Origin of the sequence: Streptomyces sp. NPDC004284, from assembly GCF_042874035.1 — a bacterium.
GTDB lineage: Bacteria > Actinomycetota > Actinomycetes > Streptomycetales > Streptomycetaceae > Streptomyces.
This window is the reverse complement of the sequence record NZ_JBIAMJ010000003.1, coordinates 465,972-488,914: the sequence shown is the minus strand read 5'-3', so window position 1 is coordinate 488,914 and position 22,943 is coordinate 465,972. Positions and strand designations below refer to the sequence as shown.

The window sequence follows — 22,943 nt, the reverse complement described above, 5'->3', positions numbered from 1 at the left end:
CCCGCACGCGGACAACGGAAAGGGGCGGCACACCGGGTGCCGCCCCTTCCTCAGGTCCTACCGCCCGTTGAAGGCGTCCTTCAACCGCGAGGACAAACCCCGCCGACCCGGCTGACCGTGCTGACCCGGAGGACGACCCCCGGACCCCCAGCCGAGCGCCTACCGCCCGTTGAAGGCATCCTTCAGCCGCGAGAACAAGCCCTGCTGGCCCGGCTGACCGTGCTGACCCGGGGGACGACCCCCGGACCCCCAGCCGAGCGCCTACCGCCCGTTGAACGCGTCCTTCAGCCGCGAGAACAAGCCCTGCCGACCCGGCTGACCGTGCTGACCCGGGGGACGACCCCCGGACCCCCAGCCGAGCGCCTACCGCCCGTTGAACGCGTCCTTCAGCCGCGAGAACAAGCCCTGCTGGCCCGGCTGGAACTGGCCCGTGGGCCGTTCCTCGCCGCGCAGCTTGGCCAGTTCACGCAGGAGGCGCTCCTGCTCGGCGTCGAGCTTGCTCGGGGTCGTCACCTCGACGTGCACGATCAGGTCGCCCCGGCCGTTGCCCCGCAGGTGCGTGACGCCGCGCCCGTGCAGCGGGATCGACTGGCCGGACTGCGTGCCCGGCCGGATGTCGATCTCCTCGGTGCCGTCGAGGGTCTGCAGCGGCACCTTCGTGCCGAGCGCACCCGCCGTCATCGGGATGGTGACCGTGCAGTGCAGGTCGTCGCCGCGCCGCTGGAAGACCTCGTGCGGGGTCTCGTGGATCTCGACGTACAGGTCGCCGGCGGGGCCGCCGCCGGGGCCGACCTCGCCCTCGCCCGCGAGCTGGATGCGGGTGCCGTTGTCGACGCCGGCCGGGATCTTGACCGTGAGCGTGCGGCGGGACCGCACGCGGCCGTCGCCCGCGCACTCGGGGCACGGGGTCGGGACGACCGTGCCGAAGCCCTGGCACTGCGGGCAGGGACGGGAGGTCATGACCTGGCCGAGGAAGGACCGGGTGACCTGGGAGACCTCGCCGCGGCCGCGGCACATGTCACAGGTCTGCGCGGAGGTGCCGGGCGCGGCACCCTCACCCGAACAGGTGGTGCAGACGACCGCCGTGTCGACCTGGATGTCCTTGGTGGTGCCGAAGGCCGCCTCGTTGAGGTCGATCTCCAGGCGGATCATGGCGTCCTGACCCCGCCGGGTCCGCGAGCGCGGGCCGCGCTGCGAAGCCGTGCCGAAGAAGGCGTCCATGATGTCGGAGAAGTTGCCGAAGCCACCGGCCCCGAAGCCGCCGCCCGCGCCACCGCCGCCGGAGGCCGAGAGCGGGTCGCCGCCCAGGTCGTAGACCTGCTTCTTCTGCGGGTCCGAGAGGACCTCGTAGGCGGCGTTGATCTCCTTGAAGCGTTCCTGCGTCTTGGGATCGGGATTGACGTCCGGGTGCAGCTCGCGCGCGAGCCTCCGGAACGCCTTCTTGATCTCGTCCTGGGAAGCGTCGCGGCGCACGCCGAGTACGGCGTAGTAGTCCGTGGCCACTTACGACTCCGCCAGGATCTGTCCGACGTAACGTGCCACTGCGCGTACCGCTCCCATCGTTCCGGGGTAGTCCATGCGGGTCGGTCCGACCACGCCGAGTTTGGCGACTGCCTCGCCGCCCGAACCGTAGCCGACCGAGACGACGGACGTGGAGCTCAGCCCCTCGTGGGCGTTCTCGTGCCCGATGCGTACGGTCATGCCCGATTCCTTGGCCTCGCCGAGCAGCTTGAGGAGCACGACCTGCTCCTCAAGGGCTTCGAGCACGGGCCTGATCATCAGGGGGAAGTCGTGTCCGAAGCGGGTGAGATTGGCGGTGCCGCCGATCATCAACCGCTCCTCGTGCTCCTCGACGAGCGTTTCGAGGAGGGTCGCGAGCACGGTCGAGACCGTGGCGCGGTCCTCGATCTCCTCGAAGGACTCGGGGAGGTCCTGCACCAGCTGCGGCACGTCGGCGAACCGGCGGCCGACGACCCGGCTGTTGAGCCGGGCCCTCAGGTCGGCGAGCGAGGTCTCGCCGAAGGGTGCGGGGCAGTCGACGACCCGCTGCTCGACCCGGCCGGTGTCCGTGATGAGGACGAGCATCAGGCGGGCGGGGGCCAGCGAGAGCAGCTCCACGTGCCGGACGGTCGAGCGGGTCAGCGAGGGGTACTGGACGACGGCGACCTGCCGGGTCAGCTGCGCGAGCAGCCGCACCGTGCGGCCGACGACGTCGTCGAGGTCGACGGCTCCGTCGAGGAAGTTGTGGATGGCCCGCCGCTCGGGCGTCGACAGCGGCTTGACGCCGGCGAGCCGGTCGACGAAGAGCCGGTAGCCCTTGTCGGTGGGAATGCGCCCGGCGCTGGTGTGAGGCTGGGCGATGTACCCCTCCTCCTCGAGCACGGCCATGTCGTTGCGCACGGTGGCGGGCGACACGCCGAGCTTGTGGCGCTCCGTGAGCGCCTTGGAGCCGACGGGCTCCTCCGTCCCGACGTAGTCCTGGACGATGGCGCGCAGGACCTCCAGCCTGCGTTCGCTGAGCATCGTGGCGCACCTCCAGCTGTCGTCGTTCCGGTTGCTCCGCTTTTGGCACTCACCCTGCCCGAGTGCCAGCGATCCCCGGCCAGTGTACGGCGGCGGGCATCGCTCCTGGCAAGGAGGCGGCGCCCGCACCGGTTAGCGTCGCCCCATGGACGTGGATTGGGAAGCGTACGGATGGGAGCGGCTCGCGGACGGGGTGGGCCGGCGACGGCTGCCCGGCTGGGACGCCACGGTCGGGCTGGTCCTGGGCACGGAGGCGGTGCTGCTGTACGACACGGGCTCCTCGCTCGCGGAGGGCGCCGAACTGCGGGCGCAGATCTCGGCCCTCACGGGCGGCCGAAAGGTGACGCACATCGCACTCAGCCACCCGCACTTCGACCATGTCCTCGGCACCGCGGTCTTCGCGGGCGCGGAGGTCTTCGGCGCGGTGGGGACGGACGAGCTCCTGGGCGGCGCCCGGGCCCGGGAGGAGCTGCGCACGGACGCGGTGGCCCAGGGCCTGGACCCGGCGGTGGCGGAGGCGGCCGCGGAGGTCCTGGTGGCCCCGCGGCACGTGGTCTCGGGCGAGTGGACGCTCGACCTGGGCGGCCGTCAGGTCCTCCTGGCGAACGTGGGCCCCGGCCACACCGGCCACGACCTGGCGCTCTGCGTCCCGGGCGGGCGCGAGACCGTCTTCTGCGGGGACCTCGTGGAGGAGTCGGGCGAGCCCCAGGCCGGCCCGGACGCGATCCCCTCCCGCTGGCCGGACGCCCTGGACCGGCTGCTCGCCCTGGGCGGCGAGGAGGCGGCGTACGTGCCGGGGCACGGGGCGGTGGTGGACGCCACGTTCGTCCGGGCACAACGCGATGAACTGGCACGGCGCTTCGAGGTGCCCTAACGTCACCCGGATGCGCAGCTACGACCCCGACCTGACCCCGCCCTGGAAGAAGTCGGCACCCGTCCCGGAGGTCCCGGCGGACCCCGACCTGGTCGTGGAGGAGGTCGCCACGGGCTTCTGCGGGGCGGTGATCCGCTGCGAGGCGGGGACGGTGACCCTGGAGGACCGCTTCGGCAAGCACCGGGTGTTCCCGCTGGAACCGCGCGGCTTCCTCCTGGAGGGCAAGGTGGTGACCCTGGTCCGGCCGGTGTCCGGTCCGTCGCGCCCCACCCGTACGGCCTCCGGCTCGATCGCGGTCCCGGGCACACGCGCGCGCGTGGCCCGGGCGGGCCGGATCTACGTCGAGGGCCGCCACGACGCGGAGCTCGTCGAGCGCGTCTGGGGCGACGACCTGCGCATCGAGGGCGTGGTCGTGGAGTACCTGGAGGGCGTCGACGACCTGCCCGCGATCGTCGCGGAGTTCGGCCCGGCGCCGGACGCCCGCCTGGGCGTCCTGGTGGACCACCTGGTCCCGGGCTCGAAGGAGTCGAGGATCGCCGCCCAGGTGACCTCCCCGGACGTGCTGGTCGTGGGCCACCCGTACATCGACGTCTGGGAGGCGGTGAAACCGTCCGTCCTGGGCATCCCGGCCTGGCCGGCGGTCCCCCGGGGCCAGGACTGGAAGACGGGCGTCTGCCGGGCCCTGGGCTGGCCCTCGGACAACACGGGCGCGGTCTGGCAGGCGATCCTCAAGCGCGTGACGTCCTACAAGGACCTGGAGCCGGAGCTGCTGGGTGCCGTGGAGCGACTGATCGACCACGTGACCGTGCCCTGACCTCCGACGCCACCGGGCCTCCGGCACCGCCAGACCTCCAGCGCCGCCGGACCCCCGGTACCGCCAGACCTTCAGCGCCGCCGGACCCCCGGTACCGCCAGACCTTCAGCGCCGCCGGCCCTCCGGTGCCGCCCCGGGCGGCGCCCCCGCTCAGTCCACCAGGTCCCGCACCACCGCGTCGGCGAGCAGTCGCCCCCGCAGCGTGAGGACCGCCCGCCCGGCCGCGTACGGCTCGGGCGCGAGGAGCCCGTCGGCGAGGGCGCGCTCGGCGGCGGCGAGGCCCGCCGGCTTGAGGAGGTCCAGTGGGCATCCCTCCCGGAGCCGCAGCTCAAGGAGGATCCGCTCCACCCGCCGGTCCTCCTCCGCGAGGATCTCCCGGCCGGCCCCCGGCGACCGGCCGCCCGCGAGCGCGGCGGCGTACGCGCCGGGGTGCTTCACGTTCCACCAGCGGACGCCGCCCACGTGCGAGTGGGCGCCGGGTCCCGCACCCCACCAGTCGGCGCCGCGCCAGTACAGCTCGTTGTGGAGGCAGCGGCCGGCCTCGGAGGTGGCCCAGTTGGACACCTCGTACCAGGAGAAGCCCGCGTCCTCGAAGGCCGCGTCGGCGATCAGGTAGCGGTCGGCGTGCACGTCGTCATCCGTCATGGGCACCTCACCGCGCCGGATGCGCCGGGCGAGCTGCGTCCCCTCCTCGACGATCAGCGCATAGGCGCTCACGTGGTCCGGCCCGGCCCCGATCGCCGCCTCCAGCGAGGCCCGCCAGTCGTCGTCGGACTCCCCGGGCGTGCCGTAGATGAGATCGAGGTTGACGTGCTCGAACCCGGCGGCCCGCGCCTCGCCGACGCACGCCTCGGGCCGCCCGGGCGTATGGGTCCGGTCGAGGATCTTCAGCACGTGCTGCCGGGCGCTCTGCATCCCGAAGGAGATCCGGTTGAAGCCGCCCTCCCTCAGCTCGCTCAGATACGCCGGGTTCACCGACTCCGGATTGGCCTCCGTCGTCACCTCGGCGTCGTCCGCGAGCCCGAACTCGTCCCGGATCGCCCCCAGCATCCGTACGAGGTCCCCGGCGGCGAGCAGCGTCGGCGTGCCGCCGCCGACGAAGACGGTCCGCACGGGCCGCGGGTCGTCCCCGAGGACCTTCCGGGCGAGCCGGATCTCCTCGACGACCTGCTCGGCGTAGTTGTCACGGGAGGCGAGCACCCCACCCGTACCGCGCAGCTCGCTCGCGGTGTACGTGTTGAAGTCGCAGTAGCCGCAGCGCGTCGCGCAGTACGGCACGTGCAGATAGAACCCGAGCGGCCGCTCCCCGGCCCCTTCGAGGGCGCTCGGGGGCAGCGCCCCGTCGTCGGGCACGGGCTCACCATCGGGCAGTACGGAAGGCATGAGCCCCATTGTCCCGTACTGCCCGGGTGAAGGTCCTACACCGCTGCTCAGGCCTCGCGCGAGCCCGCGTACATCTCCTCGATGAGGTCCTTGTACTCGCGCTCGACGACCGGGCGCTTCAGCTTCAGGGACGGGGTGAGCTCGCCGTGCTCGATGTCGAGGTCGCGGGGCAGCAGGCGGAACTTCTTGATCGTCTGCCAGCGCTGGAGGCCCTCGTTGAGGCGGTCGACGTAGCCCTGGATCAGCTTGACGGTCTCGGGGGCGGCGACGACCTCGGCGTACGGCTTGCCGCCGAGGCCGTGCTCGGCGGCCCAGCCGAGGAGGGAGGGCTCGTCGAGGGCGATGAGGGCGGTGCAGAAGTTCCGGTCGGCGCCGTGGACGAGGATGTTCGAGACGAACGGGCAGACGGCCTTGAACTGGCCCTCGACCTCGGCCGGGGCGATGTACTTGCCGCCGGACGTCTTGATCAGGTCCTTCTTGCGGTCGGTGATCCGGAGGTAGCCGTCGGCGGACAGCTCGCCGATGTCGCCGGTGTGGAACCAGCCGTCGGACTCCAGGACCTCGGCGGTCTTCTCCGGCAGGCCGTGGTAGCCCTCCATGATGCCGGGGCCGCGCAGCAGGATCTCGCCGTCGTCGGCGATCCGGACCTCGGTGCCGGGAAGCGGCTTGCCGACGGTGCCGGTGCGGTAGGCCTCGCCCGGGTTGACGAAGGAGGCGGCGGAGGACTCCGTGAGGCCGTACCCCTCCAGGATGTGGATGCCCGCGCCGGCGAAGAAGTAGCCGATCTCGGGGGCGAGGGCGGCGGAGCCGGAGATGCAGGCGCGGAGGTTGCCGCCGAAGGCCTCGCGGATCTTGGCGTAGACGAGGGCGTCGGCGACCTTGTGCTTGGCCGAGAGGCCGAAGGGCGCGGAGGCGGTGCCGGTGCGGCGGAAGTTGTCCTGGGTGGCCTTGGCGTACTCGCGGGCGACGTCGGCGGCCCACTGGAAGATCTTGTACTTGGCTCCGCCGCCGGCCCGGGCCTTGGCGGCGACGCCGTTGTAGACCTTCTCGAAGATGCGGGGGACGGCCGCCATGTAGGTGGGCCGGACGACCGGCAGGTTCTCGATGATCTTGTCGACGCGGCCGTCGACGGCGGTGACGTGGCCGACCTCGATCTGGCCGGAGGTGAGGACCTTGCCGAAGACGTGGGCGAGGGGCAGCCAGAGGTACTGGACGTCGGCCTGGGTGACGAGGCCGGTGGCGGCGATGGCCTTGGCCATGTACGACCAGTTGTCGTGCGGGAGGCGGACGCCCTTGGGGCGGCCGGTGGTGCCGGAGGTGTAGATGAGGGTGGCGAGCTGCGTGGAGGTGATCGCGGCGACCCGCTCCTTGACGGCCTCGGGGTGCTTCTCCAGATAGGCCTTGCCGCGCGCTTCCAGGTCCGCGAGGGAGAGGACGAACTCGCCGTCGCTCTCCACTCCGGCGGTGTCGACGACGACCACGTGCCGGAGCCGGGGCAGATCGGCGCGGCGCTCGACGGCCTTGGCCAGCTGGGCGGCGTTCTCGGCGATGAGGACCTTGGACTCGGAGTCGGAGAGGATGAACGCCGACTCCTCGGCGTTGGTCTGCGGGTAGACCGTGGTGGTCGCGGCGCCCGCGCACATCACGCCGAGGTCGGCGAGGATCCACTCGACCCGGGTGGAGGAGGCGAGGGCGACGCGCTCCTCGGGCTCGACGCCGAGGTCGACGAGGCCGGCGGCGATCGCGTAGACCCGCTCGGCGGCCTGTCCCCAGTTGAGCGTCTTCCAGTCGTCCGGGCCGGTGCCGGAGGCGGCGGGCACCGGGTAGCGGTAGGCCTCCGCGTCCGGGGTCCGCTCGACGCGCTCAAGGAAGAGGGTCGCCACGGAGGGCGGCCGGTTCTCGATCTGGGTCTGTGTGTCGCTCACGACGTCCTCCGGGCGGCGGCGGTGCCTGCTGGTGGTTCGTAACTAACTGGCGAGTAACCTTCGAGCCGGGTTCAGAGTAAAGGGCCGAGGACCGGCGCGTAAGGCCCTACAGGACGTCGCTTCACGTCGCTTCCATAACGAACGGGCCCACGCGCACATGGCGCGTGGACCCGTTCGTTGCACAGGACAGCTACTGCTCGCCGTCCGGGCTACTTCTTCTTGCCGGAGGACTCGTCGCTCGACAGGACGGCGATGAAGGCCTCCTGGGGCACCTCCACCGAGCCGACCATCTTCATGCGCTTCTTGCCTTCCTTCTGCTTCTCGAGCAGCTTCCGCTTACGGGAGATGTCACCGCCGTAGCACTTGGCGAGGACGTCCTTCCGGATGGCGCGGATGGTCTCGCGGGCGATGACCCGGGAGCCGATGGCGGCCTGGATCGGCACTTCGAAGGCCTGCCGCGGGATGAGCTCGCGGAGCTTGGCGACGAGCCGGACGCCGTAGGCGTACGCGGCGTCCTTGTGGGTGACGGCCGAGAAGGCGTCGACCTTGTCGCCGTGCAGCAGGATGTCGACCTTGACCAGGCTGGAGGCCTGCTCGCCGGTGGGCTCGTAGTCGAGGGAGGCGTAACCGCGGGTCTTGGACTTCAGCTGGTCGAAGAAGTCGAAGACGATCTCGGCGAGGGGCAGGGTGTAGCGGATCTCGACCCGGTCCTCGGAGAGGTAGTCCATGCCGATCAGCGTGCCGCGACGGGTCTGGCAGAGCTCCATGATCGCGCCGATGAACTCGCTCGGGGCGAGGATCGTGGCGCGCACGACGGGCTCGAACACGTCGCTGATCTTGCCCTCGGGGAACTCGCTCGGGTTCGTGACCGTGTGCTCGCTGCCGTCCTCCATCACCACGCGGTAGACCACGTTCGGCGCGGTGGCGATCAGGTCGAGCCCGAACTCGCGCTCCAGGCGCTCACGGATCACGTCGAGGTGGAGGAGACCGAGGAAGCCGACGCGGAAGCCGAAGCCGAGCGCGGCGGAGGTCTCCGGCTCGTAGACCAGCGCGGCGTCGTTGAGCTGCAGCTTGTCGAGGGCCTCGCGGAGGTCCGGGTACTCGGAGCCGTCCAGCGGGTAGAGGCCCGAGAAGACCATCGGCTTCGGGTCCTTGTAGCCGCCGAGCGGCTCGGTGGCGCCCTGGTTCAGGGAGGTGATCGTGTCACCGACCTTGGACTGGCGGACGTCCTTCACACCGGTGATCAGGTAGCCGACCTCGCCGACGCCGAGGCCGTCGGAGGAGGTCATCTCGGGCGAGGAGACACCGATCTCCAGGAGCTCGTGCGTGGCTCCGGTCGACATCATCCGGATGCGCTCGCGCTTGTTGAGCTGCCCGTCGACGACACGGACGTACGTGACGACGCCCCGGTACGAGTCGTACACGGAGTCGAAGATCATCGCGCGGGCGGGGGCGTCGGCGACGCCGACCGGGGCCGGGATGTCCTGGACGACGCGGTCGAGCAGCGCCTCGACGCCCATGCCGGTCTTCGCGGAGACCTTGAGGACGTCCTCCGGCTGGCAGCCGATGAGGTTCGCGAGCTCGTCGGCGAACTTCTCGGGCTGGGCGGCCGGCAGGTCGATCTTGTTGAGCACGGGAACGATCGTGAGGTCGTTCTCCATCGCGAGGTACAGGTTCGCGAGCGTCTGCGCCTCGATGCCCTGCGCGGCGTCGACGAGCAGGATCGTGCCCTCACAGGCGGCCAGCGAGCGCGAGACCTCGTAGGTGAAGTCGACGTGCCCGGGAGTGTCGATCATGTTCAGGATGTGCGTACTGCCCTGAGCCGGCCCCTCGGTCGGCGCCCACGGCAGCCGGACCGCCTGGGACTTGATCGTGATGCCGCGCTCCCGCTCGATGTCCATCCGGTCGAGGTACTGGGCACGCATCTGCCGCTGGTCGACCACACCGGTCAGCTGGAGCATCCGGTCGGCGAGCGTGGACTTGCCGTGGTCGATGTGCGCGATGATGCAGAAGTTGCGGATCAGAGCCGGGTCGGTACGGCTCGGCTCGGGCACGTTGGTAGGAGTCGCGGGCACGCAGGGATCTCGTCTCGGGCGATGTTCATTACGGACACGTAGACACCATGGTCCCATGCCCGGCGCCCGGCGCCCGGTTTGGGCGGCCCTGAGGGTGGCTGATAGTGTGGACAGCTGTGTCTCGCATGCCCTCTCAGCTGCGAGGCGCGTCCAGAAGGAACATCGAACCTGTAAAGGCTCTTTCGTGGCGAACATCAAGTCCCAGATCAAGCGGAACAAGACGAACGAGAAGGCGCGCCTGCGCAACAAGGCCGTCAAGTCCTCGCTCAAGACCGCGATCCGCAAGGCCCGTGAGGCTGTCGCCGCCGGCGACCTCGAGAAGGCCACCGTTGCCGCTCGCGCCGCCTCGCGTCAGCTCGACAAGGCTGTCTCGAAGGGTGTCATCCACAAGAACGCCGCCGCCAACAAGAAGTCGGCGCTGGCCACCAAGGTTGCCTCCCTCCAGGGCTGAGCTCTGATGTGACCGGCCGCACGGGACCCCGCGGGCCCTCTACCCCGCTCCCACCCGGCCCCCCGGACTCGCGCACGGACGCGTTCGCCACGCGGGCGCGAGCCCACCAGCTGTAACGCCGAAGGCCCCGCCCCCTCCTTCCCCAGGAGGGGGCGGGGCCTTCGCCGTACCCGAGCACCCGAAGACGGGCGGGGACAGTCGGCTCGGACAGGCGGGGGGGGCGGGGGCAAGGGGCCGGCGGCGCGGACAGCGGGACTGTCGGGGGACAGGGGCAAGAGGCCGGCGGCGTGGACAGCGGGACTGTCGGGGGACGGGAGAGACGGGCCGGGGCCGTGAGTCCGGAGGGCCGGCGCCGTGAGAAGCGGGGGCTGTCGGGGCCAGGCTCTGGGGTGGACATGGCCTGGGCTCGGGGCTCCGGGGGTCCGGGGCCAGGGGCTCGGGGCCAAGGGCTCGGGGCCAGAGGCTCGGGGTCCGGGGCGGGCGTCGCGAACAGCAGAGGCCTGGGGCGCGGAGCCCGGGGTTCAGGGGGCACGACGCAGGGGCCCGAGGGCGGAGCCCGGGGTCCGTGGCGCAGGGGCCGGATCCGGGGCGGCCTGCGGGGCGGGCGGCGCGAAGCTGCCGCCCCGCAGCGGACGGGGGTCCGGGGGCGGAGCCCAGGCATCCGTGGCACAGGCCCGGATCCGGGGCCCGCGGGCGGGCGGCACGAAACTGCCGCCCAGCTACGGACGGGGGTCCGGGGGCGGAGCCCCTGGAAGGAACTCGGCCTCGACCCCCACCAGCCCCCGGCAGGGTTTCGGGGACGGGCGGGGTGGGGGATCCGCTCGAACACCAGCCACGAACCACCCGCACGACACGACGCGGCAGGGCCCCGAACCGCCCCGCGCCGCACGGCCAACCGCTAGGACCGCCGCATCCTCGCCGCCCGCGCCACCGCGACCACCGCCTTCTCCAGGGCGTACTCCGGGTCGTCGCCCCCGCCCTTCACCCCCGCGTCCGCCTCCGCGATCGCCCGCAGGGCCACTGACACCCCGTCCGGGGTCCAGCCCCGCATCTGCTGCCGTACGCGGTCGATCTTCCAGGGCGGCATGCCCAGCTCCCGCGCCAGGTCGGCGGGCCGACCGCCCCGCGCCGAGGAGAGCTTGCCGATCGCCCGTACGCCCTGGGCCAGCGCGCTGGTGATGAGCACGGGCGCGACCCCGGTCGAGAGCGACCAGCGCAGGGCCTCCAGGGCCTCGGCGGCGCGCCCCTCGACGGCACGGTCCGCGACGTTGAAGGAGGAGGCTTCGGCGCGGCCCGTGTAGTACCGCCCGACGACCGCCTCGTCGATCGTCCCGTCCACGTCGGAGGTGAGCTGCGAGACCGCGGACGCGAGCTCCCGCAGATCGCTGCCGATCGAGTCCACGAGAGCCTGGCAGGCCTCGGGCGTGGCCGACCGCCCCAGCGCCCGGAACTCCTGCCGCACGAACGTCAGCCGTTCCGCCGGCTTCGTCGTCTTCGGGCAGGCGACCTCCCGAGCCCCCGCCTTGCGCGCCGCGTCGAGCAGCCCCTTGCCCTTGGCGCCGCCGGCGTGGAGGAGGACGAGCGAGATGTCCTCGATCGGGTCGTCCAGGTACGCCTTGACGTCCTTGATCGTGTCGGCGGAGAGGTCCTGCGCGTTCCGCACGATCAGCACCTTGCGCTCGGCGAAGAGCGAGGGGCTGGTGAGCTCGGCCAGCGCCCCGGGCTGGAGCTGGTCGGAGGTGAGGTCGCGCACGTCCGTGTCGGCGTCGGCGGCCCGGGCGGCCGCCACCACCTCCTGGACGGCGCGGTCGAGGAGCAGGTCCTCCTGCCCCACGGCGAGCGTCACGGGACCGAGGAGGTCGTCGGGGGAAGTCTTTCTGGTGGCCATCGCGGTCCAGCATCCCACGGGCCACTGACACCGACGCCCGGGACGGGGACGACAATGGCGGGGTGAGTGAACGACACGTACTGGTGCTCCCCGACCGCGACGCCGCCGAGGAGGTCGCCGAAGAGCTCCCCGACCGCTTCGGCCTGGCCGAGGAACCGCAGCTCGTGCGGGACGCCCTGGCCGGGGAGGACGACGCCGAGGACGCGCAGTGGCTGGTGGTCGTCGAGGACCCGGACGCCCGCCTCGACCCGACGGCACTGGACGCGCTGGCCGCCGAGTACGAGGGCTGGCTGGAGGCCCCGTAGGACCGCCGGTCGTACGCGTCAGCCCTTCTTGGGCACGATCTGGACGTCGAGGTCGATGCTGATGCTGGACCCGACGGCCGCGATGCCCCGCGCGAGCAGCGTCTGCCAGGTGAGGGTGAAGTCCTCGCGGTGCAGCTCGGTCGTGGCCCGGCAGGCGCCCCGGGTCTCGCCCTCCAGTCCGTTGCCGAGGCCCAGGTACTGGGTGTCCAGGGTCACCGTGCGGCTCACCCCGTGCAGGGTGAGCGCTCCGGTGACGCCCCAGCGGCTGCCGCCCCGGTGGACGAAGCGCTCGCTGAAGAACTCCAGCGTCGGGTAGGCGCCGACGTCGAGGAAGTCGCCGGAGCGCAGGTGGTCGTCGCGCATCTGCACCCCGGTGTCGATGGAGGCCGCGTCGATGACGACGTGCATCGCGGAGTGCTCCATGCGCTCGGCGATCCGCACCGCCCCCGCGAAGCTGTTGAACCGTCCGTGGATCCGGGCGAGGCCGATGTGGCGCGCCGTGAAGCCGATCTGCGAGTGCAGGGGGTCGATCTCCCAGTCGCCCGGCTCCGGGAGCTGCGACTGGGGCGCGACCTGGAGCATGACGTCGCCGAGGCCGTGGTGCTCGCCCTCGGCGACGACGGCACTGCCGTGGTACGGGGTGTAGCCCTCGGAGGTGACGGCGACCCGGTACTCCCCCGCCGGGACGGTCGCGAGGACCGTGCCGTACGGGTCGGTCTCGCCTCCCAGGACCTTGCGGCCGGCCGCGTCGCTGACGACGAACTCGGCCTGCCGGACCGGTTCGTGCACGGGGTCGAGCACCCGGCAGCTGAGCAGGCCCGCCGAGGAGGGGACGGCGAGGCCGGCGAGTGGACCGCCGCGAGCGGCTCCCGCCGCGCGCTTCCCGAAGAGACGATCGAACATTCTTCACGCACCCCCGTGCGAATCATTCATCATGCAACGAAGTTGCATTCGATCACCATTGAGGCGTTCGAGGCAAACGGGGTGAGTAGAGGCAAGTGTTACCGAGAGTCCGAATTGGGGATTCCGCTTCGCACGGCCGGCAGGACGTCGAATTCGATGCCGAACAGCTCCCGGTACGCGCTCCTCACCTCTTCCTCGCCGTCGAGGATCCGCTCCTCGCGCTCGCCCCCGGCACGAATGATCAGCTTCGGTGCGCTGAGCGTGATCCGGCCGTCCTCGGTGAGCAGGGAGCAGATGAGCGCCCGGGGGAAGTGCGAGTCCGGCGAGGTCTGGTGGTACCAGGCGCCGGCCGTGAAGTCGGCGAGCTCCCGCGGCCGCCGCTCCAGCCGGTACTTGGGCGTCCCGTCCCGCAGCACGTCCAGGTCGCCGTCCTCGGTCTCCACGATCCGGAAGGTCCCGCCCGGGTCCTCCTGGTCGTCGCGCGCCTCGAAGGCCAGCGGGTAGTGGCTGTGGTCGCCGAACCCGACGTCGGCCAGCCACCGCTCCCCCTCCGCCGTCTCCACGAGCAGCGCCATGTGGTCGTACGGGATACCCGGCTTCCCGTCCGGCCCGATCACCCGCGCCTGGAGCAGCGCGACCTCGTACCCGAGCCCCCGCAGCAAGACGGCGAACGCCGTGTTGACCTCGTAGCAGAACCCGCCCCTGCGGGCGCCCACCACCTTGTCGAGGAGCGCCTTCTCGTCCAGGACGACGGGCTCGCCGAGATGAAGGGAGAGGTTCTCGAAGGGCACGGTCCGCAGGTGGAGCAGATGCAGCTCGCGCAGCGCGGCGGCGTCCGCGCGCGCCGGCCGCTCCGCGCCGATGCGGCGCAGATAGGCGTCGACGGCGGCAGGTTCGTCTGTGGTCATGCCGGCAGTCTGCCCGCTCGATGATCCACTTCTCAATCGGCCCTTCACCCGACGGGCACCGATTCCCCTTCCCTCGCGGGCAGTTCCCGCATCCTCGACAGCGGCGAGGGCAGCAGCCAGAGCACGGCGAGGGCGGCCCCGGCGGTGGCGATCCACAGCGTGGGGCGCAGCCCGATCGCGGTGCCGAGCAGGCCACCGGCGAGTGCGCCGAGCGGGCGGAAGCCGTGGTTGAGGGTCCGGTAGGCGCCCATGACCCTGGCCCGCACGGCGTCGGGTATCAGCGCCATCTGGAGCGAGCCCCCGGCGATGTCGGCGAGCATCACGCCGACGCAGGAGAGGAACTCCGCGACGAACAGCACGCCCGCCACCAGCGGGAGCGGCCCGTCGGCCAGGGGGACCAGGAGCAGGGGGACGGTGAATCCGAGGAAGCCCGCGACGAGCGCGGCGCCGAGGCCGATCCGGCGGACGACCGCTCCGGCCCACACCGCCCCGAGGAGGCCGCCCACGGCTCCGGCCGCGAGCACGAGGCCGAGCAGTCCCGCGCCGATGCCGAGTTCGGTGGTCGCGTAGAGCACGAAGAGGGTGGAGAACATGAAGTTGAAGAACTGGACCGTGCCGGAGGCCGCGAAGAGCGCCCGCATCGAACGCTCCCGCAGCACCCAGCGCAGCCCCTCGGTGAAGTGCCCCTTGGCCACGGGCGCCGGTGCGGGTTCGACCGGTTCGATCCGGGCCAGGTACCCGGCCGACGCCAGATAGGTGAGGGCGTCCGCGACCAGCGCGAAGGGCGCGGTGAAGACCTGCACGAGCAGGCCCCCGGCACCGGGCCCCGCGAGCCAGGCCATCGAACGGCTGCCGTTGACCAGCGCGTTCGCCTGGACGTAGCGCTCGGTGGGGACGAGCGCGACGAACAGCGTGACGTTGCAGACCTCGAAGAGCACGGTGAGCGCGCCGATCCCGAAGGCCACCGCGTACAGCTGGCCGAGCGTCAGCGCGTCCAGCGCGTAGGCGACGGGGAGGGTCAGCACCAGCGCCGCCCGCCCGAGGTCGGCCGCGATCATGGCGCGTCTGCGGCTGGTCCGCCGGTCGGCCCAGGCACCGAGCGGCAGGTTGAGCAGGAGGGCGGGCAGGAGTTCGGCGGTCTTGAGCAGGCCCATCGCCGTGGCGTCGGCGCCGAGGATCAAGACGGCCGCGAGCGGGATCGCGATGAGCGAGATCTGGTCCCCGACGAGGGACACGGTCTGCCCGGTCCAGTAGCGGCGGAAGGTCCGCTCGCGCAGTAGTGCCGGTACGCGTTCCACGAGGGCCATCTCGATCACTCCTCTTCGTCGTCGGGGATGTCCTGGTCCAGGTAGGCGATCCGCAGGATGCTGACGGGCCGGGCGCCCTCGGGCCTGAGGGACGGGTCGGACGAGCGCGCCTCGTAGGGCCGGAGCAGTTCGCCGATCCGCTCACTGAGGTCGGCCAGTTCTCCGGGGGTGAGGTGGAGCAGGGAGTCGCCGAACTCCTCGGCCTCCCGCCACTCCTTCGGCAACCGGTGCCGGTTCTCGATGGCCCGGGTGACCCGCTCGAAGTAGCGCTCGGCGACGGCGACGCTCAGCGCGTCGGCCGCGTCGGCGACCATCGCGTCCTCGCTGTACTCCGGCCACTCCGTGTACCGGGCCGTGGCCCGCCAGGGCTTCTCCCTCCCCCGCCCGCCGGGCGCCTCCTCCACCAGCCCGTACTTGGCGAGTATCCGCAGGTGGTAGGAGCAGCTGGCCACGGATTCACCGGTCAGCTCGGCGGCCCGGGTGGCGGTGAAGGGCCCACTGCTCCGCAGCAGCCCCACCAACGACATCCGCAGCGGATGGGCATAGGCCCGCAGGGCGCGCGGGTCGGTGAGTCGGATGCTGCGGGGCTGCTCGCCCCCGGACTGCGGGTCACGGATCTCCGACATGATGAAAAGGTATCTTTAGAAAGACTCCTTTACAAGGATCTCTTTACAAGCGCTCCCTCACGAGCGCTCCCCCACCGGCGCCCGGGGCACGGCCTCACCCTCCCCCCGGCACGGCCACGAGCCCGCGCCCCGTCCCCACCACCGCGATGGCCCCGTCCCGATCGGTCCGCAGCACCCGCGCGCCACCCGCCCTCAGCGCCTCCAGCGTCCGGGCCGAGGGATGCCCGTACGGGTTGTCCCGCCCCGTCGACACCAGCGCGAGCCTCGGCCGCACCGCCCTCATCAGCCCCGGGTCCTGGTACGCGGAACCGTGATGGGCCACCTTGAGCACGTCCACCGGCCCAAGCCCCGGATGGAGCCTCGACAACGCCCGCTGGGCCGGCGGTTCGAGGTCCCCGAGAAGCAGCAGGCTCACCCCTCCAGCGGTACGGACGAGCAACGTGACACTGGCGTCATTGGCCCCGCCCCCGACTTCGGCCGCCACAGACTCCCTGACCACCGCCGACTCCCGGGCCACCACGGGCTGCCCGGCCACCACGGCCTCCCGGGTCACCACGGGCTGCCCGGCCACCATGGACTGCCGGGTCACCACGGGCTGCCCGGCCACCATGGACTCCCTTGAGATCCGGGGCAGTCCGGAGGGCACCGACTCCCCACCCCCTCCCCACGGCCAGAGCACCCTCCACTCCAGCGCCCCGATCCTCCGCCGCTCCCCCGGCACCGCGCGGATCAGCGGCACCCCGGCAGCGGCCGCCGTCCGCCGCACGAACGCCGCCTGGCCGGGAGGCGCTGCGAGCCCGGTGGTCTGGATCGCCCCCACCGACCTCCCCCGCAGCACCCCCGGAAGCCCGGCCACATGGTCCGCGTGGAAGTGGGTGAGTACCAGCAACGGCACCCGCCGCACCCCGAGTTCCCGCAGACAGCGGTCCACCGGCACGGGGTCCGGGCCGGCGTCCACCACCACGGCGGAGTCCCCGCCCGCCGCGAGCACCGTCGCGTCCCCCTGCCCCACCTGTTCCCTGTCAAGTTCTGCGTGTCGGCGCCGAGCCCGCTTGGCTCACGTGCCAGGCGGTCCGGGAGTCCTTCTTTCGAGTGTCCTCCGCGCGAAGGACGGATCCTATGTTCCAGCGGCCGGGCTGCCGATAGTGTGGCGGCTCGAAGCGAGGGGCAGTCGGCGAGAGTCGATGCAAGGGGGGACTGTGATTCCAGCGCTCACCCAGAGTGGCCTTTTGCCGCCTGGTCGTCACCCCGCAACCATGGCGGAGATCAAAGATTTTTTTGTTGAGCAAGCCCCTAACGTCGATCGTCGGCGTCGGATCTTCCGTGCCTTTGAGTTGTATGCCGAAGTAATCGGCGATGTTCTTGAGCGAGGCACGTTTTGGGTGGATGGTGGGTTCTGTTCCCATAAGTCGGCTCCTCCTGAAGACATAGACCTTGCCGTTCTGATCGACCCAGCCCTGCCGCTGACGGATAAGGATCATGAGCGGCTGGTTCCGCTTTTCACGCTCCAGGAAGTGCAGTGGGGCATGCCGCAGGGGTGGGCCGACCGTGTCCAGCCCATGGGTGGCCTGATCGACAGCTTCGCCGTGATGGCTGGCGTTGCCGCGCAGGAGGAGTATTGGCATGAGACCTGGTCCAAGGTGAAGGGCCCCGATGGGCAGCTGATCCCTGGGGCGGTCAAGGGATATCTGGAGGTGAGCTGGTGAGCAACGATCTTCGCGACAAGTACGCTCGCGCCCTCCAGACGGCCGAGGGCAGTGACCCCCTTTCTCGGCTCGCCCGGGCCAGCCTGCAGACCTCAGCGGCAAAGTTCAGTGGCCTTGGGCTGCATGACGTGGCTGCCAGCCCAGGCCTCAACTTTCGGCTCGCGGACACGGGGCATGGTGGTCTCATTGCGGCCAACGAGGTCGGCGACTTCCTTCAGCGCGTTCAGAAGGCTGTGGCACGACTGGCCAAGGCGAGGCGCGCTCGCATGGCAGATGTCGTCAAGCTGCTGCCGCTGGACTTCGAACTTGCCCGGCTGGACGTTGCCTCCTCGGGAGCGGGCTCTGTCATCGTTGACCTGAGGCCCCATGTGCCCGTTGATGAAGACGGGCGGGACGAGCTCCCCCCTGGCGGCGTCTCGTGGGCCGAGATTGGCGCGGTAGAGCTGGTTCGCGCTCTGCCAGAAGGCCCCGAAGACGAAGCCTCCATGGACTCGCTGTTCAGCGCTTCGCCCGTTTTGCGTCGTGCAGTAGCTGACCTGATCTCCGACTTGCCGAACCCGAACCTCGAAATCGGTCTGTCTGTGCAGCGAGGAACGGGTGAACGGCTCGCCTCCGGTCTTTCGGCAGGTCAGGCAGCTTCGCTCCGTGATCGCCTGAACATCATCAGGGAAGAGCGCGAGATCATTCGGATGCGAGGACGTCTCGACGGCCTTCGAACGCGCAGGCAAATCTTCTATCTCGAGACCCCGGCCGGGGCCGAGATCCATGGGTTTGTGGACGAGTCCCTGGTCAACGTGGTGAAACAGCATCTCGACGAGCAGGTGGACGTAGCGCTTGAGCGCTTCGTGCTGCGATCAGCTGCAGGCAAGCGCAGCCAGCGTCGGTATCGGCTCGTCGAAGTGGCTGGCCAGCTGTCCCAGCTCCCGCCTGAGGGCGAACTGGACGAGGACACATAGATCGGGTGCCCGCAGGTAGTTGTCCCGAACGCTTCATGGGTTCGGGACAACTGGCCATCCGGGCGGCTCGAAGCTTGCAAGGCCCGGACTGGTGCGGCCGGCGATGTCCTCGAAGGTCCCAGTGGTCCCGGCCGAGAGCATCTTTCTGCATGCCCATCAGCTTGCTGTGCAGGGTCTTGCGCAGGTCTCGTTGCCCGAAGAGCGTCGACCGTCGGCATGAGGTCTGCCTTATGAGTGCATTGTGTGACTAGTTGCTGGCAACCCGTGAAGCCAAGGTGGGGTCTCCGTGGCGAACCCCTGCAGCCTGGAAGGAGGATTCGAGGCGACCGCCAGGTAGTAACCGCCTCTGGGCCGTCCATCACCTCGGCAATCTGGCCAGACGTGACATCTGTAAGCGAAGCCTCACTCAGTGTGCGGGTTGCGCTTCTATCCGCCCGACAACCACAGCCTCAACAGGAACTCCATCGACTTCGGACGGCAGGTCAGGGCGATCGTCGCCATCAACGAGGTTGACTCGGATGACGTAGCGAGTCCTGTTGCCGCCGATTCCGACCCCGTTGACTCGTGGGTCGGCGGCCAGCCTGTGGGCGAGCGTTCGCTTCGCGGCCTGGACAACCTTGAGGTCAGCCATGCTTCCTCCCTCCGGCTCAGGCGACGAGTCTCGCGCCAAGACGGTCAAGGACCATCGTGAGTGGGTTGACGACTGTCTCATACCCTTTGCTCCCTGGACTACGGGCGCCTGCGAACAGCAGGCCAATGGCCTCCCTGGACCCGATGGTGGAGACGAGTGAGCCGCTATCTCCTTCGTCGCTGAACCGTGTTCCGTCTTCGGTTCCCACCTGGATCTGGCCGTGGAAGACGAGGCGGCCCAGGGGGCCGTAGTCGATCTCCAGATTGTCGCTTTCGATCACGGTGATGCGGCCGGTTGTTCGCCCGGTTGTTCGCCCCGTCTTCTCGACGGGCTCATCAGGTTCCGGATCGATCGGGCCGCCCGGAAGGACGCCGCCTATGCGTGGATCAGAGGGAATGTCCTCATCGACGCGGCAGAGTGCGGCGTCCACGGTGTTCAGCTGGTCGGCCGGAAGGAGCTCGACGAAAGCGGCCAGGGCCCCAACGCGGTCCGTGCCGATCTGCCCCCCATCAATCGGGCTCGGGTGCAGTATCTCGTCGTCGATGCTGGCTTGGTTGCAGTCCGCTAGGACGTGGTTGTTGGAGAGGAAGTGCAGAAGGGGATTGTCTTCGACAACGACAAACGCGCCGAGCGTGCCGGCCCCCACGCGGCGATGAGCGACGGAGGATCCGCTCGTCAGAGGGCTGTGCTGTGCCTGAACCCGCCCCAAGAAGCTGACATCCACCTCGTGACATGCGGCGGCGCTGATCCTTTCGACCTCCATCTGTGCTTCTGAGGCCGTGGTCTGCAGCCGTAGGGCGATCGCATAGCCCTTCTCTCCGTTCCTGCAGATGCCGACGGCGATTCCGCTGGTTCGAGGCTCAGAGCTTGCGCTCGCGAGCCCGTGGGTCACGTTCGCCATCCACCGTTCGCGACGGTGGTGCAGCAGCTTGTCGTGATGCTCGCTTGCGAGGATCTCCTGCTTCAGGTCCCGGGCGGACTCCAGGCGCATGGCTTCACCTGCTTAAACGGATGAACTCAAGATCGCGATCCAAATGCTGGGCGACAGAAGACGGTGCGAGTGGGGGTAAACTCGCTCTTTTGGGTCAATCATGGCCCAGCTGGCGGGCCAAGGCGCGATGGTGCTCGCCGAAGCCCCCTGATGACTGGGAGAACCCGGGCCTCTCCTGTCGGTCGGATCGACCCGTGGGTGATCACGCGAAGAGTTCGCTCAGTCGGCTCGTGATGAACCGGGTCATGGTGTGGGCGGAGTCGATGACCAGCAGGACGTGGCTCTCCTGGAGCTTCTTTGGGGCGGCAGGGTTGCCATGGCCGGTGCCGACCTTGTTTCGGGTTTCGGCGATGCCGGTGATGACGGTGCTCATGGCATTGAGGGTCTTGGCGATGCCGATGTCCTTCCCGCCGAGTGCAAGGTCTGCGGCGGGGTCCTCCTGAATGAGTGTCCGCAGCCGCTTCCAGAGCTGCGGCATCTCGTCCTTTTCGAAGCCGGTGGCCGTTGGGTCGGCGTAGTGGATCGCGCCCTTCATCGCCGCTTCGACGAGTTCCTTCGCGGCACCGATCGCTGCCCGGCGCTGGGCGACGGTCCGGCGGGTGCGCATGGTGCTGAGGTAGCCGTCGAGGACAGCGTCCTCGATGAGTCCGAGCTCGCGGAGATGGGGCCAGCCGCCTGCCGCGTCGCGCTCCGCCCCGGCTGGAGTGGGGGCGGCCTCGCCGATCAGCTGCTTCACGGTTTCCAGGCGACTGCGGATCGCGATCCTGGCGTTGTCGATGAGCGTCGGCAGTTCCTCGGCTCCCTTGCCGTTGGGGTGGCGGATGACGCGGTGGCGCATTGCTTCGGGGAGGTAGCCCCTGGCGTACTCGTCGAGGTCGGCGACCCACTTCTGGGCCTTCTCGACGGCATGGTGCTGGCCCTCGTCGAAGACGGCCTTCAGGCTGTCGCCGGCCATCAGGTCGGCGGTGCTGAGGCTGTCCGCTCCCAGGCGCCGCATGAGGGCGTCGATCGCCTCCAGCCGTTCCCGGCCCTGGTTGAGGAAACGGCGGAGCTTAGTAATGACCGAGGTGGACAGGTTTGTGGGCGTCGACATGTTCGACAGTGTGCCTGGCGAGCCCGGTCGCGGATGCCGATGCTGGCGAAGCAGTGGAGGCGATCGACAGCAAGCTGAGCCGGGGGTGTTCCGTGATTTTCCGGGAGGGGCTTGCCGAAACCACTCAGTGTCCACTCGGCCCGGATTCGCGAGCCTTCCATGGGAATCGCCGGTATCTCGGTGGCAACCACGTGTGTCAGCGGTGTGTGGCACCCTGGCAAAGCATCACAACACCACCGAAGTGACGCCAAGTTGGGGGCTCCATGAGTGATTGGCTCGACCGCACGATCAGGGATGACCACCGTGCCAAGGGAGCTCTTCGCGAGTACGTGTATGAGATTCCGGTTCCGGCTGAGTCAGCGGAGGGTGCGGAGCCCAGCGGGACTGTGCTGCTGAGATTGACGGCCGAGCCGAGCCCGTCCTGGGGTAGCGTTCAGGCGGGCGATGGGTCCTCCAGTCGTCCGGAAACCAGCTGGAAGTACATCTTGCGAACGCAGGCCCGGCAGGCTTCGGGCGGCGTTGTCATTGCCGAGCCGTTCAGCGGAGGGTTGCCGTTCACGGTGACAGGCGTCGGACCGTGGGAGGCGGAGCCTGAAGGTGGCTTCGACCCCGACGTCCTCGCAGCCCGTCTCCTTGCGTTCGTGAGCGACTGGCGTAGGCCAGAAGGACCGCTCACTCCGGACCAGCGTGAGTGGTTCCGCTGGCTCGGCCCTGCGGTCGACGCACTGCTGCCGGCCGAGGAGGAAGCCGCCGTGGAGTGGATCCACGACCACCGACCGGCTGATCAGTAAGCATCTGAAGCCCCTCGCCGAAGTCGACTCCCCAGTTTTCCTGGTGATCCGAGAGCACACGCCGTCGGCCGACACCATAAATCTCGTGGTGTCGGCCGTTCGCTGATCGGCGCCAGTCAGTGGATGACCGGAAGACCTCTCGGCCACCGATCCCCGATCGTCGGTCCCGTCAGTCCCTCACTCGCCTGCGAGAGACCAGGGGCCGCCGAGGGGGAGCTGGCCGTTCATCGCAGCGTCGCTGTCTGCGTCGAGGAGGGCTGCCGCGATGAGGTGCCGCAGGGTCGGGTCGGTGACCTCGTCGATGTCGCGCCAGGCGGCGTCGGAGACCTCTTCGGTCTGGAGTTCGCCGACGTCGGCGGTGGTGCGGAAGAGGAAGCGGAAGTCGAAGTGCTGGTGGGCGGGCTCGTCCTTGGCGGGGTTGGCGCCGATGGGGTGGACGTCGATGTGGAGAGGGGTCTGGCTGTGCGGGGTGACGACATGCGGCGGGATGCCGGTCTCCTCGGTGAGCTCGCGGCCGGCGGCCTGGAGAAGGGTGCCGTCGGAGGCTTCGAGGTGGCCGCCCGGCAGCAGCCACTTCTGGGTGGCGTTATGAAGAATGTGCAGGATGCGGCCGTCAGGACCGATGAGGATCGCGCCGGCGGTGACGTGCCCGGGGAGGGTCTTGCGGCTGGTGAGGTCGTCGCCGTCGTCCAGGAGGCCGAGGACGACGCCGAGCTCGGTCTTGGCCTCGGGGTGCTGGTCGAGGTAGTCGGTCAGGGTGGTGCGGATGTGGTCTGCCGTGATGGTCATGGTG

General features: G+C 70.1%; 21 protein-coding genes and 1 pseudogene. 7 read left to right on the top strand and 15 right to left on the bottom strand.

What is annotated here, in order from left to right; genetic code table 11:
• Positions 1–363: 363 nt before the first annotated feature.
• On the bottom strand, positions 364–1,503 hold the full coding sequence (gene dnaJ, locus ACFYUS_RS11785; RefSeq protein WP_388848859.1) for a molecular chaperone DnaJ: 1,140 nt from the start codon (positions 1,501–1,503) through the stop codon (positions 364–366).
• Positions 1,504–2,523 carry a heat-inducible transcriptional repressor HrcA gene (gene hrcA, locus ACFYUS_RS11780; RefSeq protein ID WP_376438464.1) on the bottom strand — a complete coding sequence of 340 codons (1,020 nt, stop codon included), beginning with the start codon at positions 2,521–2,523 and terminating at the stop codon, positions 1,504–1,506.
• A gap of 145 nt (positions 2,524–2,668) precedes the next feature.
• Between hrcA and ACFYUS_RS11775 the strand changes: the two genes are divergently transcribed.
• Positions 2,669–3,397 (top strand): MBL fold metallo-hydrolase, encoded by a 729-nt coding sequence (locus ACFYUS_RS11775; protein WP_388848856.1) that lies wholly within the window; start codon positions 2,669–2,671, stop codon positions 3,395–3,397.
• Positions 3,398–3,407: 10 nt separating this feature from the next.
• Complete coding sequence (locus tag ACFYUS_RS11770; protein ID WP_388848853.1) at positions 3,408–4,211, top strand: DUF3097 domain-containing protein; 804 nt, start codon at positions 3,408–3,410, stop codon at positions 4,209–4,211.
• A gap of 150 nt (positions 4,212–4,361) precedes the next feature.
• Here ACFYUS_RS11770 and hemW read toward each other — a convergent pair whose 3' ends face one another.
• The 3 genes from hemW to lepA form a co-directional block, all read right to left on the bottom strand.
• Positions 4,362–5,594 carry a radical SAM family heme chaperone HemW gene (gene hemW, locus ACFYUS_RS11765; protein ID WP_388848850.1) on the bottom strand — a complete coding sequence of 411 codons (1,233 nt, stop codon included), beginning with the start codon at positions 5,592–5,594 and terminating at the stop codon, positions 4,362–4,364.
• 47 nt (positions 5,595–5,641) lie between these two features.
• A complete protein-coding gene (locus tag ACFYUS_RS11760; protein ID WP_388848847.1) occupies positions 5,642–7,519 on the bottom strand; it encodes an AMP-dependent synthetase/ligase in 1,878 nt (625 codons plus the stop codon).
• 209 nt (positions 7,520–7,728) lie between these two features.
• Positions 7,729–9,594, bottom strand: a complete 1,866-nt coding sequence (gene lepA, locus ACFYUS_RS11755) for a translation elongation factor 4 (RefSeq protein WP_388848844.1) — start codon at positions 9,592–9,594, stop codon at positions 7,729–7,731.
• Between the two features lie 184 nt (positions 9,595–9,778).
• Here lepA and rpsT point away from each other — a divergent pair, with 184 nt between their 5' ends.
• Positions 9,779–10,045, top strand: coding sequence for a 30S ribosomal protein S20 (gene rpsT / locus ACFYUS_RS11750; RefSeq protein ID WP_030211082.1), 267 nt, complete (start codon positions 9,779–9,781; stop codon positions 10,043–10,045).
• Between the two features lie 898 nt (positions 10,046–10,943).
• Here the strand turns inward: rpsT and holA are convergent.
• Positions 10,944–11,933, bottom strand: coding sequence for a DNA polymerase III subunit delta (gene holA, locus ACFYUS_RS11745; RefSeq protein WP_388848841.1), 990 nt, complete (start codon positions 11,931–11,933; stop codon positions 10,944–10,946).
• Positions 11,934–11,995: 62 nt separating this feature from the next.
• Here holA and ACFYUS_RS11740 point away from each other — a divergent pair, with 62 nt between their 5' ends.
• Positions 11,996–12,238: a hypothetical protein gene (locus ACFYUS_RS11740; protein ID WP_388848838.1), complete on the top strand. Its 243-nt coding sequence runs from the start codon at positions 11,996–11,998 to the stop codon at positions 12,236–12,238.
• Positions 12,239–12,256: 18 nt separating this feature from the next.
• Here ACFYUS_RS11740 and ACFYUS_RS11735 read toward each other — a convergent pair whose 3' ends face one another.
• The 5 genes and pseudogenes from ACFYUS_RS11735 to ACFYUS_RS11715 all read right to left on the bottom strand — a co-directional run.
• A complete protein-coding gene (locus ACFYUS_RS11735) occupies positions 12,257–13,141 on the bottom strand; it encodes a YceI family protein (protein ID WP_388848835.1) in 885 nt (294 codons plus the stop codon).
• A gap of 98 nt (positions 13,142–13,239) precedes the next feature.
• Positions 13,240–14,049, bottom strand: coding sequence for an arylamine N-acetyltransferase (locus ACFYUS_RS11730; protein ID WP_388848832.1), 810 nt, complete (start codon positions 14,047–14,049; stop codon positions 13,240–13,242).
• A gap of 44 nt (positions 14,050–14,093) precedes the next feature.
• On the bottom strand, positions 14,094–15,356 hold the full coding sequence (locus tag ACFYUS_RS11725; RefSeq protein ID WP_388848829.1) for an MFS transporter: 1,263 nt from the start codon (positions 15,354–15,356) through the stop codon (positions 14,094–14,096).
• 5 nt (positions 15,357–15,361) lie between these two features.
• The gene (locus tag ACFYUS_RS11720) at positions 15,362–15,982 is read right to left on the bottom strand and encodes a winged helix-turn-helix domain-containing protein (RefSeq protein ID WP_388848826.1); all 621 of its coding nucleotides are present in this window, start codon (positions 15,980–15,982) and stop codon (positions 15,362–15,364) included.
• A 94-nt stretch (positions 15,983–16,076) separates the two neighbouring features.
• Positions 16,077–16,994, bottom strand: a pseudogene (locus tag ACFYUS_RS11715) (ComEC/Rec2 family competence protein); the annotation flags it as partial.
• A gap of 172 nt (positions 16,995–17,166) precedes the next feature.
• On the opposite strand from ACFYUS_RS11715, the gene ACFYUS_RS11710 reads away from it, so the two are divergent.
• Positions 17,167–17,688, top strand: coding sequence for a DUF6932 family protein (locus ACFYUS_RS11710; protein ID WP_388848823.1), 522 nt, complete (start codon positions 17,167–17,169; stop codon positions 17,686–17,688).
• Positions 17,685–18,644: a hypothetical protein gene (locus tag ACFYUS_RS11705; RefSeq protein WP_388848820.1), complete on the top strand. Its 960-nt coding sequence runs from the start codon at positions 17,685–17,687 to the stop codon at positions 18,642–18,644. Before ACFYUS_RS11710 ends, ACFYUS_RS11705 begins: the two co-directional genes overlap by 4 nt.
• Positions 18,645–19,050: 406 nt before the next feature.
• Here ACFYUS_RS11705 and ACFYUS_RS11700 read toward each other — a convergent pair whose 3' ends face one another.
• The 3 genes from ACFYUS_RS11700 to ACFYUS_RS11690 all read right to left on the bottom strand — a co-directional run bounded on the left by ACFYUS_RS11700 (position 19,051) and on the right by ACFYUS_RS11690 (position 21,359).
• On the bottom strand, positions 19,051–19,275 hold the full coding sequence (locus tag ACFYUS_RS11700; RefSeq protein WP_388848817.1) for a hypothetical protein: 225 nt from the start codon (positions 19,273–19,275) through the stop codon (positions 19,051–19,053).
• 16 nt (positions 19,276–19,291) lie between these two features.
• Positions 19,292–20,266, bottom strand: a complete 975-nt coding sequence (locus ACFYUS_RS11695) for a hypothetical protein (RefSeq protein WP_388848814.1) — start codon at positions 20,264–20,266, stop codon at positions 19,292–19,294.
• Positions 20,267–20,468: 202 nt separating this feature from the next.
• Positions 20,469–21,359 (bottom strand): abortive infection family protein, encoded by an 891-nt coding sequence (locus ACFYUS_RS11690; RefSeq protein WP_388848811.1) that lies wholly within the window; start codon positions 21,357–21,359, stop codon positions 20,469–20,471.
• A gap of 263 nt (positions 21,360–21,622) precedes the next feature.
• On the opposite strand from ACFYUS_RS11690, the gene ACFYUS_RS11685 reads away from it, so the two are divergent.
• Positions 21,623–22,150 (top strand): hypothetical protein, encoded by a 528-nt coding sequence (locus ACFYUS_RS11685; RefSeq protein ID WP_388848808.1) that lies wholly within the window; start codon positions 21,623–21,625, stop codon positions 22,148–22,150.
• Between the two features lie 177 nt (positions 22,151–22,327).
• Here the strand turns inward: ACFYUS_RS11685 and ACFYUS_RS11680 are convergent, their stop codons facing one another.
• A complete protein-coding gene (locus ACFYUS_RS11680; RefSeq protein ID WP_388848805.1) occupies positions 22,328–22,939 on the bottom strand; it encodes an NUDIX hydrolase in 612 nt (203 codons plus the stop codon).
• Positions 22,940–22,943 lie beyond the last annotated feature (4 nt).